The following is a 12,500-nucleotide window of genomic DNA, read 5'->3' on the forward strand; positions in this document are numbered from 1 at the left end:
GCTGGGCGGCGACTATAACGTGGCACCCCGCGACGGCGATGTGTGCGAGCCGGCCAACTGGGCTGATGATGCCCTTTGCCGGCCGGACACCAGGGCGGCCTGGCGCAAGATCAAATATCTCGGCCTGACCGACGCCCTGGAGGCGCTGCATCCTGAAGCCGGGCGCTATAGCTGGTGGGATTACCGGGGCGGCGGCTATGCCAGGGACAAGGGACTGCGCATCGATCATTTGCTGCTCTCGCCGCAGGCCGCCGACCGATTGAGCGAGGCAGGCATCGACCGCAACCCAAGGGGCTGGGAGAAGCCGTCCGATCACACGCCGGTCTGGTGCGAGTTGGATTAGATTAGGCCGTATTCCCGGAGCGCGCCCCGCGCCTCCTCCAGCCCTTCCACCTGATGGGCATCGAACCCGGCGGCCCGGGCGCCCTCCACGTTCAGACGGTTGTCATCCAGGAAAAGAATATGCTCCGGCACCATGCCCAGGCTTGCAGCCACATGATCGAAGGCCTCCCGGTCAGGCTTCACCAGGCCCATTTCGAAAGACAGAAAACGGGTCTCGAACATTTCCTCCAAGCCCCAGTCCTGGGCCTGGCGGCGCCAGTGCAGCTCGCAGGTATTGGAGAAACAGCCATAGGGAATGCGCTTTCCCACCTGGGCCAGAAGCTCCGCCGTCCCGGAAGAGAGCTTCTTGGTCCAGCTTTCATAGGTCTTCAGAAATTCATCGGGGGAGACGGAAAGCTTGTGGCTCTCCACCATGCGCCGGCCAAAATCCGCAGTGGAACAAAAGCCCCGTTCGTAATCCCGGATCACCGGCGAGGCCAGCCATTCGGCCCAGATGGCGTCCATATCCGTGCGCCCGGCGAACAGGCCGACTTCCGCCGTGCCGCCCAGTTCGATCAGCACCCCGCCAAGATCGAAGAGCAGAAATTGAGGGGCCACTAATCCTCCACCTGGCTCACATCGCGGACGGCACCCTTGGCCGCCGATGTAGTCAGGGCGGCATATGCCCGGAGCGCCGGGCTGACGGCGCGGGCGCGGGGCTGGGCCGGTTTCCAACCCTTGGCCTCCATGGCGGTCCGGCGTTTGTCCAGCTCGGCTTCGTCCACGGCCAGATTGATTTTTCGGTTGGGGATGTCGATTTCGATCATATCGCCCGCCTCGATCAAACCGATCATACCGCCCTCGGCGGCCTCCGGTGACACATGCCCGATGGACAGGCCCGATGTGCCGCCCGAAAAGCGACCGTCGGTGATCAGGGCGCAGGCCTTGCCCAGCCCCATGGATTTGAGATAGCTGGTGGGATAGAGCATTTCCTGCATGCCGGGGCCGCCCTTGGGTCCTTCATAGCGGATGATCAACACCTCGCCGGCCTTCACGTCACGCCCGAGAATCCCGGCGACCGCATCGTCCTGGTTTTCGTATATGCGCGCCGGGCCGGAAAAGCTGAGCAGGTCTCCATCGACCCCGGCCGTTTTGACGATGCAGCCATCCAGGGCGATATTGCCAAACAGAACCGCCAGCCCCCCATCCTTGGAATAGGCGTGACCCACATCCCGGATGCAGCCTTCCTCCCGGTCCAGATCCAGGCTTTCGTAATGGCGGGACTGGGTGAAAGCCTCGGTCGAGGGCGCGCCCCCCGGCCCGGCCCGGAACAATGTCTGAACATTATCGCCGACGCCCCGCCCCACATCCCAGGCACCAAGTGCTTCGCCCAAGGATGCACTGTGAACGGTGGAGACGCTTGTATCGATCAGCCCTGCCCGGTCCAATTCGCCCAGAATTGAAAAAATACCGCCGGCCCGGTGCACGTCTTCCAGGTGATAGATCGGGGTGGACGGCGCCACCTTGCAGATATTGGGCACCTTGCGCGACAGGCGGTCGATATCCTCCATGGTGAAATCAACGTCCGCTTCCTGGGCGATGGCCAGGAGATGCAAGACGGTGTTGGTCGAGCCGCCCATGGCAATATCCACGGCCATGGCGTTCTCGAAGCCCTTGAAATCTGCTATTGCCCGGGGCAGAACGCTTTCATCTCCATCCCGGTAATAGCGGTTGGCCAAGGTAACAGCACTGCGGCCAGCCTCCAGGAACAATTCACGCCGGGCGCCGTGGGTGGCGACCAGGGTGCCGTTGCCGGGCAATGCCAGACCAAGTGCTTCGGCCAGGCAATTCATTGAATTGGCCGTGAACATGCCGGCGCAGGAGCCGCAGGTGGGGCAGGCGCCGCGTTCCAACTCCAGCAATTCCTCGTCGCTGATGTCGGGGTTGCTGCCAGCCACCAGGGCATCGGCGGCGTCGAAGGTGGTACTTTCGCCGTCGACCACCCTGAGTCCGGCCTCCATGGGCCCGCCCGAAACCATCACCGCCGGGATGTCGAGCCTGAGCATGGCCATCAGCATGCCGGGCGTGATCTTGTCGCAATTCGTGATGCAAATGAGGCCATCCGCGCAGTGCGCGTTGGCCATGTATTCCACCGAATCGGCGATCAGGTCGCGCGACGGCAGGCTGTAGAGCATGCCCTCGTGACCCATGGCCAGGCCGTCGTCGATGGCGATGGTGTTGAATTCCTTGGCGATGCCGCCGGCAGCCTGGATGGCCCGGGCCACCAGCTTGCCGACCGCGTCGAGATTAACGTGGCCGGGCACAAACTGGGTGTAGGAATTGGCCACCGCGATGACCGGTTTGCCGAAGTCCTCCTCGGCCGTGCCGGTGGCGCGCCACAGCGCCCGCTGGGCGGCATTGCCGCGGCCCACTGTGTTGGTGTCGGAGCGATAGGCAGGCATGGCGTTCCTCGGGATTGGGTTGATGGGTTTCAGGCGGCGCTGTGGCAGTGCTCGACGATGGCCGCGACCAGCAGCGGTACCACGTCGGGGCTCTGGATCTCGTGGCTCCAGCCCTCGATAAGGTGAAGTTTAGCACCCCGGATGCGGCGCACCAGATCTTCGGCGTGAGCCAGCGGCAGCACCGGATCGGCGGCGCCGTGCAGCACCAGCGTGGGCTGCTTGATATTGGCCAGGTCGTAGTGAAAGGGCGGCGCCGCGATCATCGCCACCATGTTGCGCAGGTAGCCCTCGATGCCGGGGCTGCGGTCGAAGGCCGCCTCAAGGCCCAGGCGCACGGCCTTGGCGTCGAACTTGAAGCCCGGGCTCTTGAGTGCCCTGGCGATCTTCATGCCGTTGGCCACGTAGCTTTTGCGGCTCGAGGGATCATCGGGCGGCGTCATCAGCGTCGCCATCACCTCGGCGTCACCGGGCGGCAGCTTGGTATCGCCGGACGTCGTCATCATGGCGCACAAGCTGGCCAGGCGGCCGGGCTGGCGCAGCGCCAGGCGCTGGGCGATGCGCCCGCCCATGGACATGCCCACGACGTGGGCCTTCTCGATCCCCAGCCCGGCTATCAGGCCGGCCACGTCGTCGGCCATGTCGTCTTCGTCGTAGGCGTAGTCGAAGGGCAGCCCGGCGGTGCGGGCGGCGAAAACCGAGGCCACGTCGGGCGGGCCGGCGTCGGGGAAACGCTGCGACAGCCCGGTGTCGCGGTTGTCGAAGCGGATGACGCGAAAGCCGGCCTCGACCAGGCCGTCGACCAGGGCCCGGGGCCAGGCGATGAGCTGCAGGCCAAAACCGATGATGAAGACGATGGCGGGGTCGCCGGCACGGCCGGCGGATTGGTATTCCAGTCGGATGCCGTTGGCGGTGATTTCTGTCATGCCCCAGTCATTGCCGAGGGGCGGGGCAAAATCAAGTCCGGCAAAAGCCTGCGAGTTCCCTGCCGACGCGCCCCACCAGTTCCGTCCAGTCGCCGGGCCGGCGCTGGCGGAAGAGCCTGAGTGTTGGGATACCAGGGTGAGGTCTCACCCTCGAGCCGCCAGCGCCAGTCCGGATCCTGGTGCAGCAACAGCCAGGTCGGCCGGCCCAAGGCGCCGGCCAGGTGGGCGACCACGGTGTCGGTGGTGATCACCAGATCGAGGCCGGCCAGCGCCGTGGCGCTCTGCTCGAAATCCTGCCACTCGGCCGCCAAGTCGACGAAGCGTCCGCTCTCGGCAAAAAGCGCCAGATCTTCGCCCGAAGCATCCTTTTTCAGGCCGTAGAACGTCGCACCGGTGCCTTGCAGCAGCGCGGCGAACAGCGCCGCCGGGCAGGAACGGGCCTGGTTGCGCGAAAACTCGGGATTGCCGGCCCAGCAAATGCCGATGGCCGGTTGCCCGGGCAGCGAGGCGGTTTCGCGGGGGTGCAAATAAGGCACCTCGGCCGGCAGTTTTTCCAACGTCGTGCCCAGCAGGCCGGGCAGGCTGAGCAGTGGCACATGGCCATGGGCCGGGGGTAGCGGATCCTCGAAGCCCAGCACCTCGAGGGCCAGGGAGCGGCGAAACAAGCCCAGCAGCGAGCGCTGGCAGAGCAGCGTCACCCGCTCGGCCCGGGCCGCCAGCTGGGGCACGAAACGCACGAACTGGATGGCGTCGCCCAGGCCCTGCTCGGCGTGCACGAGAAGGTGCCTGGCGCCGGCCTCGCTGCCGTCCCAGGGCGTCTCGGCAAAGCGCCGAGCCGGGGCCTCGGGGTGCTGCCAGCGCGCTTCGTAGAGCGGCCAGCCGGCGGCCAGACGGCCCAGACGCAGGTAGTGGAATCCGAGGTTGAAGCGTGCCGAAGCGTTTTCCGGATCCACAGCCAGCAGACGTTCAAGCAGGCCGCAGGCCTCTTCGCTGCGGCCCATCTCGCCCCGCACGGTGGCCAATTGGAAAAGCGTGTCGGTTTGGTCGGGTTGGCGTCTCAGGGCTTCCACGAACGCCGTTTCCGCCGCTTCCAGGCGGCCCAGGCGGCGCAGGCATTCGCCCCAGCGGAAGGCGTTGACGGCGTCTTTCGGGTCAAGCGCCACGGCCTTCGCAAACAGGCCCTCGGCTTCCTCCAGGCGCTCTTGTCGAAGCCGCACCATACCCAGGCTGGAGTGGCCGGCGGCGCTGGCGGGATGGTCGGCGAGCACAACCTCGAGGCAGCCTTCGGCCACATCCAAGGCGCCGCGGGCCCGGGCGCAGGCGGCTCGCGCCAGGTTGGCGGTCAGATGCCGGGGTGCCGCCGCCAGGGCTTCCCGGGCCAGGGCTTCGGCCTCGTCGAAGCGCTGCCGGCCGATCATCTCGACGGCCCGGGCGGCCAGATCGTCGGCTGACGGCGGCTCCGCGTTGCCGCTCATTCAGTCCTGCATGAACTCGGCCAGTGCGGCCAGGGTGGCGCGCATCTCGTCTTCAGTGCCGATGCTGACGCGCAAGCAATCCGACAAGCCGACCGGGTCCTGGGTGCGCACGATAATGCCGCGACTGCGCAAAAAGGCATCGGCCTCGTGGGCCGTGCGGCCGGCTTCGTCGGCAAAGCGCAGCAGCACGAAATTGCCGACGCTGTCGGTCGTTTGCAGTCCCAGCTTGGTGGCCTCGGCGGTCAGCCAGTTGCGCCACTGGATGGTGTGGGCGCGGGTGCGATCCGCATGTTCGCGGTCGGCCAGCGCCGCCAGGCCGGCGGCCTGGGCCGGGCCGGCGACGTTGAAGGGCGCCCGGATGCGGTCGAGCACGTCGGCCACCGCGGTGGGGCAGTAAGCCCAGCCCAGCCGGATCTGGGCCAGGGCGTGGAGTTTCGAGAAGGTCCGCGTCATGACCGCGTTTTCCGCCGCCTCGACCAATTCGGCGCCGTCGGAATACCAGTCGTCTTCGATGTATTCGGCGTAGGCACCGTCCAGCACCAGCAGCACGTCCTCGGGCAGGCCCGCCTGCAGGCGTTCGATTTCCTGGTGCGGGAGCACCGTACCGGTGGGGTTGTTGGGGTTGGCCAGGAAAAGGATACGGCACTTGGGGCCGACGGCCGCCAGCAGGTTGTCGACGTTGGCCGTGAGCTCAACTTCGGGCGCCGCCACCGGTGTGGCGCCGGAGGCGCGCGTCGTCAGGGCGTACCACATGAAGCCGTGGGCGCTATGAACCACCTCGTCGCCGGGGCCGGCAAAGGCGCGGCAGAGCTGGCTCAAGAGCTCGTCCGAGCCGGCGCCGCAGACGATGCGCGCGACATCGAGGCCGTGGTGTTCGGCCAGGGCCTGGCGCATGGCCTTGGCGCCGCCGTCGGGATAGCGGTGCAACTCGGGCCCTATGGCCTCAAGCGCCGCCATGGCTTTGGGACTGGGGCCCAAGGCCCCTTCGTTGGAAGCCAGCCGAATGGGCTCCGCGAAGCCCTCCAGCGTGGCGTCGCCACCCTTGTAGGGACGCAATTCCATGATCCCCTGGCGGGGTTCAGGTGCCGTCATGACGATCCTCCCCGGCTACGCCGTCCGTTTAGCCATTATATACAGTCTATTCGGCGGCGGCAGCCTGGCCGCGCCGGCGGTAGAGGGCCATCAGGCTCTCGTGCTCGGCCTCGAAACGCGCTATGGCGCGCTGCTTGACCGGGCCGAAGCCGCGGATGGCCTGGGGCAGGCGGGCGATGTCGACGGCCTGGGCCAGGTTGGCGCCATCGAGTCCGGCCAGCAACTCCTCGATGGTGGCTTCGAACTCCGCCACCAACTGGCGCTCGCGGCGCCGTTCGGCCTGCCAGGCAAAAACGTCGAGGGGTCCCGCGCGCAGGCCGCGCAAACGGGCCAGCAGGCCAAACAGCGTCAATACCCAGGGGCCGAAGCTAGTCTTCAGTCGGGCCCCGCTATGGCGGTCACGGGGCGCCAGCCAGGGCGGCGAGAGGTGGAAGCGCAGGCGGTAATTGCCGCTGAAGCGGGCCGCCAGTTGCTCCCGGAAGTCACCTTCGGCGTAAAGCCTGGCCACTTCCCATTCGTCCTTCACCGCCAGCAGCTTGAAGTAACTCTCGGCGGCGGCGGCGCCGAGGTGGCGTTCGCCGCCCAGCCCGGCTTCGGCCGCTTCGACGCGGGACACCAGGGCCCGGAAGCGCTCGGCCAGGGCGGCGTTCTGGTAATCCGCGAGGAACGCGGCACGCCGCGCCACCAGATCCGCCAGGCTCTCGCCGGCGCTGTCGCTTGCTTCGTCGGCCAGCCCCACCAGGGTCAGGGCGGCGGCCGGGTCGTGGGCCGCCAGGCGGCCCAGCGCCAGGCAGCGCTTGTTGTCCTCGACGGCGACGCCGTTGAGCTCGATGGCGCGCTCGAGGGCGGCCAACGATAGCGGCATCGCGCCCGACTGCAGGGCATGGCCCAGCAGCACCATGTTGGCGGCCACCGAGTTGCCCGCCATACGTTCCGCGAGACGCGTCGCCGGCAGGGCGGCCAAATTGGCGCTGCCCACCACTTCCTCGATCTGGTGGCGCAGCAGGCTGTCGTCGATCTCGGCCCGAGGGTCGATGACCATGGCGGCGGTCATGGCCACGGTGCTGTCGACCACGGCCCGGCTGGCAGGGCCCAGGCGCGAGCGCACCTCGGGGCCGGTGCTCACCACCAGGTCGCCGCCGAGCAGCAGGTCGGCGCCGCCCAACGGCACGCGGGCGCCAAGGATGTCGGCTGGCTGGGGCGCCAGCCGTACGTGGGTGACGACGCCGCCGCCGCGCTGGGCCAGGCCGGTGAAATCCATCACCGAGACACCGCGTTCGTCGATGTGGGCGGCCATGCCGATGATCTGGCCGGTGGTGATGACGCCGCTGCCGCCGATGCCGGTAACCAGAATGCCGTAGGGTTTCTCGACCAGCGCGGCCGGCGGTGCCGGCAGCTGGGCCGCGAAATCGGCGCCGGTCGAGGCGGCCAGCCGCCTGGGCTCGGCGCCCTCCAGGCTGACCAGGGCGGGGCAGAAACCCTGGAGGCAGGAAAGATCGCTGTTGCAGGTCGACTGGTCGATCTCGCGCTTGCGCCCCAGCGGCGTCTCGAGGGGCACCACCGAGATGCAGTTCGACTGCACCGAACAGTCGCCGCAGCCCTCGCAGACGGCACTGTTGATAAAGACCCGCGTGGTGGCCGGGGCGGCCTCGCCGCGCTTGCGCCGGCGCCGGAGTTCGGTGGCGCAAACCTGGTCGTAGACGATCACCGAGACGCCCGCGAGCTCGCGCATCTCGTGCTGCAGGGCATCAAGCTCGTCGCGGCCATGGACGCTGGTGCCGGGCGCGAAGCCGACGTCGCCGGGGTACTTGTCGGCATCGTCGCTGACCACGGCGATGCGGCGCACGCCCTCGTGATAGACCTGCTGGGTGATCTGCGGCACCGTCAGGCCGCCCTCGAAGGGCTGGCCGCCGGTCATGGCCACGGCGTCGTTGTAGAGGATCTTGTAGGTGATGTTGACGCCGGCGGCCAGGGCCTGGCGGATGGCCAGGCTGCCCGAATGGTTGTAGGTGCCGTCGCCCAGGTTCTGGAAGATGTGCGGCGCCGCCACGTAGGGGCTGTGACCGATCCAGTTGCAGCCCTCGGCGCCCATGTGCAAAAAGCTCGAGGTCTCGCGGTTCATCAGCGCCGCCATCAGATGGCAACCGGTGCCGGCCAGCGCCCGACTGCCCTCGGGCACCCGGGTCGAGGTGTTGTGCGGGCAGCCGGAGCAGAAAAAGGGCGTGCGAACCGTGTCGCTGGGGCTTTGGCTGAGGCCGCGTAGCTGCTGCTGGCCCTCCAGTTGGGCCGCGGCGCGGCGTTCGAGCTCGGCATCGCCCAGCCGCGCCACCAGGGCCCGGGCCAAAAGGTCGGCATCCAACTCGCCGTTGCTGGGCAGCAGCGGCCGGCCCTCGGGGTCGGTCTTGCCACTGACCCTGGGGCGGCGCTCGGCGGCCAGATTGTAGAGCGCCTCCTTGAGCTGGGTTTCCACGAAGGGGCGTTTCTCCTCGATCACCAGGACTTCCTCGAAACCGGCGGCAAAGTCGGTCGCGCCGATGCTTTCGAGGGGGTAGGACATCACCACCTTGTAGACCCCCAGGCCCAGCGCGAAGGCCTGCTTGTCGTCGATGCCGAGAGCGAAAAGCGCCTGCATCAGATCGAGGTGCGACTTGCCGGTGCTGATTATCCCCAAGCGACCGCGTTCGGGCCCCAGGACGCGGCGGTCGAGCCGATTGGCCCGGGCGAAGGCGCGGGCCGCCGGTAAGCGGTGGTATTGCAGCCGCTCCTCCTGGGCCAGTTGGGGATCGGGCCAACGGATGTGCAGGCCGTCCGGCGGCATCTCGAAATCCTCGGGCAGGACGATCTCCGGCAACCCCGGCGTGACCTGTATCGAGGCTGCCGATTCCACCGTTTCCGAGACCGCCTTGAAGCCGACGTAGCAGCCCGAGAAGCGCGAGAGCGCAAAGCCATAGAGGCCGAGGTCGAGGTATTCCAGCAGGCTCGATGGATTGAAGACCGGCATCATCCACGACTGCATGAGCTGCTCGCACTGATGTGCCATGCTCGACGAAACCGCGCCGTGATCGTCGCCCACCACCACCAGGGCGCCGCCGTGGCGCGAGGAGCCATAGGAGTTGCAGTGCTTGAGCGCATCGCCGGCGCGGTCGAGGCCGGGTCCCTTGCCGTACCAGATGGCGAAGACGCCGTCGTATTGGAAATCCGGGTAGACCGAGGCCTGCTGCGTGCCCAGCACCGCCGTCGCCGCCAGTTCCTCGTTGAGGCCGGGGTGGAAGCGGATGTCGTGCTCGTCGAGCAGGGTCTTGGCGCTCCACAGCGCCCGGTCGTAGCCGCCGAGCGGCGAGCCGCGGTAGCCCGAAATGAAGCCGCCGGTCTTGAGGCCGGCGGCCCGGTCGCGGCGGCGCTGCTCAATGGGCAGGCGTACCAGGGCCTGGACGCCGGTGAGATAGATGCGGCCGACGGTGGCGCTGTAGGCGTCGTCCAACGAGATGTCGCTGAGGATCTTGTTGCCAGTCATGCCGGATCTCCCTGGGCCGGTTTCCCGGATTTGGAGCGCGGTGCCCAAAACTCCCACCTCGCCAGGCGCGCTCCGGCTGGATTGGATGATACACCCAGAAAAATGAGAAGATCATTGCCATTTGGCCGCGGTATTTGTAGAAACATAAAAAATTCATCTAAAATTTTGTGAATTCAGAGAAAGAAAGCCTATGGAAAGTCTGGATACACAGGATTGCCGCATCCTCGACGAGCTGCAGCGCGACGGCCGCTTGTCGATCGCCGAGTTGGCCGAGCGCATCGGCCTCTCGACGACGCCGTGTTGGCGCCGCGTGCGCCGCTTGCAAGAGGCGGGCGTCATCCGGCGCTACGTGGCGCAGCTCGATCCCCAGCAGCTCGGCATCGGCCTCGACGTCTTCGTCAACGTCACCATCGACATGCACCGGGCTCAGGAATTCGAAAGCGAAATCCGCCGCCGCGACGAAGTGGTGGAGGGCTACGCCATCACCGGTGAACGCGACTACTTGCTGCACATCATGGTGGCCGACATCCGGGCTTTCGAGGTTTTCGTGCAAAACGACCTGATTCGCATGCCGGGTGTCGACCGGGTCACCACCAGCCTGGTTCTCAAGACGGTCAAGGACGGCGCGGCGGTTCCGCTGCGCTATGCCCGAGAGCGGGCCGGGCAGGTTTGAGGATGTCACGATAACAGAAAAAACAATCATTGTCAGTCATTTAGCAATTATTTTTAATAAAATAGGTGGGGTTTGACGATTAATGACGAAGGCTGCTTGGAATGAGGTGGTTCCGCTTCGTTGGACAGCTCGGCGGCCTTGCCAGGGTGTATTCCTCGGCCCTGTCATGCGGGCTAGAAGCCAACTGGATTTGCTCGTTGTCGCCCCTGTACCGGGCCGATAAATCCGCTATCATGGGTACCAAGACCGGGCTCGACCGGCGCTCGCCGCTGCAACTCGCTGTCGAGTGATAGGTGGGCAAAATCTGGGGGGTGACGATGACGGCGGATTGGCAACCCGATAACTTGCAGACGGAGATCCCGCCGGACCGGGAGAAGAGCCTCCGTGGCACGGCCTTGTTGCTGGAGATGCCGCCGGCGACGATAGCCGAGCTGGAAAACCTCAGCACCTGGTACTGGTTTCCCGAGGGCGTGCAGATCTTCGATCGCAGCGACAATCACACCGACGTTTTTTTCATTGCCGAAGGCACGGTGCGGGTGGTCGACCATGCCGCCTCGGGCCAGGAGGTGGCGTTCTCCGACCTCGAGGCCGGAGCCGTGCTGGGCGAGTTATCGGCCATCGACGGCGAGGCCCGCTCGGCCACCGTCTTTGCCGCCGAAGATACCTTGCTGGCCAAGGTCGAAGCGGCCGCGTTCGTTGACTTTCTGGCCCGCCATCCCGACGTTGGCAGGCGCCTGATGCTTTATTTCGTCAGCACCATCCGGGGGCTCAATTCCCGCGTCGTCGGTCTTTCCTCGATGTCCAGTGTGCAGCGCGTCTACGGCGAGCTGTTGCAGATGTCGGAGCCCGATCCCGAGGGCGAGGGCCGCTGGAAGATCAATTCCATGCCGCAACACAAGGAGATCGCGGTGTGGGCCGGCACGACGCCCGAGACCGTGGCTCGGGCCATTGGCGAGCTGCTCAAGGCGGAAGTCGTCAAGCGCCGCCACAAGACGCTGCTCATCCTCGACCGTCAGCGCCTGCATGAGTTGGCGACGGCCAGCTAGTAACCACTGGGGCAGCCTGGAATCGCTTGAAATTTTATGGTGTTTGTTGTAATATCAAGGCCTTAGCTCAGTCCCGCCGTTTACCGTTTGTTAGCGGCACGGGGCTAGGATTAGAGCCGGGTCCAGAAGGCCCGCTTCAAGCTCCCGACAGACGATAGAATTTCGCTCTCCGGGACGGCAGTCAGGGGTCACGATGTGACGACCGTTGATACCGTCACCGCGGCAAATAGCTTTTTCGCCAGCGCCGGCAAGCCGTCCGCGCCGGCCTCCACTCAGGCTGCGGCCGTCGAAGGCGCGGTTACCCCCACTGCCATTACCCCGCCAGCCCGGGCCGCGCGGGGCGATTCCCACCCCAAACACGGCAATCCCGGTGCCCACCGCCAGGGCGCCTCGCTGATTGATTTCGCGACCTTGCGGGCGGCCCAAGAATCTGCCAGCGACGGCAAGACCGGCAAATCCGCCAGCAATCCCGGGGGCCTCAGCGAGGCCGAGCTGAAACTGGTGGCCGAGCTCAAAGCCCGCGATGCCGAGGTGAGGCGCCATGAACAAGCCCACGCCAACGCCGGCGGGCAATATTCCGGTCAACCCAGCTATAGCTACCAGCGCGGCCCCGACGGCCGCAACTACGCCGTCGACGGCTCGACGCCCATCGATGTCAGTCCGGTAGCCGGCAATCCCGAAGCCACGGTGCGCAAGATGGAGGTCGTAAAGCGGGCCGCCATGGCACCGGCCGAACCTTCGGGCCAGGATCGCGCCGTGGCCTCGCGGGCCCAGGCCGAACAGTCGAAGGCCCGGGCCGAGGCCGCGGCCCAGCGGGGCGAGGAGGCCGCCGCCGCGGCCGAGGACTCCAGCCCCAGCCAGCCCGGCGACGCCGGCAACGCCGCCGCCACGGCCTATGGCCATGAATCCGCTGGCCAGCCGCCGACCTTGCTGGCCGTCGCCTGACATAGCAAACTCTTCTTGTGAGGGCCGGCCCGCGGTATTACCTTCGGGC

10 protein-coding genes are annotated in these 12,500 nt (G+C 66.6%); 4 read left to right on the plus strand and 6 right to left on the minus strand.

Annotation, left to right across the window (positions count from 1 at the left end; genetic code table 11):
* The coding region (locus QGG75_10760) for an exodeoxyribonuclease III (GenBank protein MDP6067713.1) at positions 1-343 on the plus strand (343 nt) is incomplete at its 5' end.
* On the opposite strand, the gene QGG75_10765 is transcribed toward QGG75_10760, so the two are convergent.
* Genes QGG75_10765 through QGG75_10790 form a run of 6 tightly spaced genes read right to left on the minus strand, consistent with a single transcriptional unit; the run spans position 340 to position 9,787 of the window.
* Positions 340-939 (minus strand): HAD-IA family hydrolase, encoded by a 600-nt coding sequence (locus QGG75_10765; protein MDP6067714.1) that lies wholly within the window; start codon positions 937-939, stop codon positions 340-342. The genes QGG75_10760 and QGG75_10765 overlap by 4 nt on opposite strands.
* On the minus strand, positions 939-2,783 hold the full coding sequence (gene ilvD, locus QGG75_10770; protein ID MDP6067715.1) for a dihydroxy-acid dehydratase: 1,845 nt from the start codon (positions 2,781-2,783) through the stop codon (positions 939-941). The genes QGG75_10765 and ilvD overlap by 1 nt, the downstream gene beginning before the upstream one ends.
* A gap of 29 nt (positions 2,784-2,812) precedes the next feature.
* Entirely contained in the window at positions 2,813-3,706 is an 894-nt protein-coding gene (locus QGG75_10775) for an alpha/beta hydrolase (GenBank protein ID MDP6067716.1), read from the minus strand.
* Positions 3,703-5,181 carry a tetratricopeptide repeat-containing glycosyltransferase family protein gene (locus QGG75_10780; GenBank protein MDP6067717.1) on the minus strand — a complete coding sequence of 493 codons (1,479 nt, stop codon included), beginning with the start codon at positions 5,179-5,181 and terminating at the stop codon, positions 3,703-3,705. The genes QGG75_10775 and QGG75_10780 overlap by 4 nt, the downstream gene beginning before the upstream one ends.
* Entirely contained in the window at positions 5,182-6,273 is a 1,092-nt protein-coding gene (gene hisC / locus QGG75_10785) for a histidinol-phosphate transaminase (GenBank protein ID MDP6067718.1), read from the minus strand. It lies immediately after the preceding gene.
* A gap of 46 nt (positions 6,274-6,319) precedes the next feature.
* Positions 6,320-9,787 (minus strand): indolepyruvate ferredoxin oxidoreductase family protein, encoded by a 3,468-nt coding sequence (locus tag QGG75_10790; GenBank protein MDP6067719.1) that lies wholly within the window; start codon positions 9,785-9,787, stop codon positions 6,320-6,322.
* A gap of 190 nt (positions 9,788-9,977) precedes the next feature.
* On the opposite strand from QGG75_10790, the gene QGG75_10795 reads away from it, so the two are divergent.
* From QGG75_10795 to QGG75_10805, 3 genes are all read left to right on the plus strand, one after another.
* Positions 9,978-10,460 carry an Lrp/AsnC family transcriptional regulator gene (locus QGG75_10795; protein MDP6067720.1) on the plus strand — a complete coding sequence of 161 codons (483 nt, stop codon included), beginning with the start codon at positions 9,978-9,980 and terminating at the stop codon, positions 10,458-10,460.
* Between the two features lie 317 nt (positions 10,461-10,777).
* Positions 10,778-11,506, plus strand: a complete 729-nt coding sequence (locus QGG75_10800) for a Crp/Fnr family transcriptional regulator (GenBank protein MDP6067721.1) — start codon at positions 10,778-10,780, stop codon at positions 11,504-11,506.
* Between the two features lie 195 nt (positions 11,507-11,701).
* Entirely contained in the window at positions 11,702-12,451 is a 750-nt protein-coding gene (locus QGG75_10805; GenBank protein ID MDP6067722.1) for a putative metalloprotease CJM1_0395 family protein, read from the plus strand.
* The last annotated feature ends 49 nt before the right edge of the window (positions 12,452-12,500 follow it).

The sequence above is a fragment of the Alphaproteobacteria bacterium genome, from assembly GCA_030740435.1.
GTDB lineage: Bacteria > Pseudomonadota > Alphaproteobacteria > UBA2966 > UBA2966.

Bases quoted from the DNA above. Each gene is read 5' to 3' on its own strand.
- ilvD (MDP6067715.1), bottom strand. From the start codon at position 2,783: ATGCCTGCCTATCGCTCCGACACCAACACAGTGGGCCGCGGCAATGCC.
- QGG75_10775 (MDP6067716.1), bottom strand. From the start codon at position 3,706: ATGACAGAAATCACCGCCAACGGCATCCGACTGGAATACCAATCCGCC.
- QGG75_10780 (MDP6067717.1), bottom strand. From the start codon at position 5,181: ATGAGCGGCAACGCGGAGCCGCCGTCAGCCGACGATCTGGCCGCCCGG.
- hisC (MDP6067718.1), bottom strand. From the start codon at position 6,273: ATGACGGCACCTGAACCCCGCCAGGGGATCATGGAATTGCGTCCCTAC.
- QGG75_10790 (MDP6067719.1), bottom strand. From the start codon at position 9,787: ATGACTGGCAACAAGATCCTCAGCGACATCTCGTTGGACGACGCCTAC.
- QGG75_10795 (MDP6067720.1), top strand. From the start codon at position 9,978: ATGGAAAGTCTGGATACACAGGATTGCCGCATCCTCGACGAGCTGCAG.
- QGG75_10800 (MDP6067721.1), top strand. From the start codon at position 10,778: ATGACGGCGGATTGGCAACCCGATAACTTGCAGACGGAGATCCCGCCG.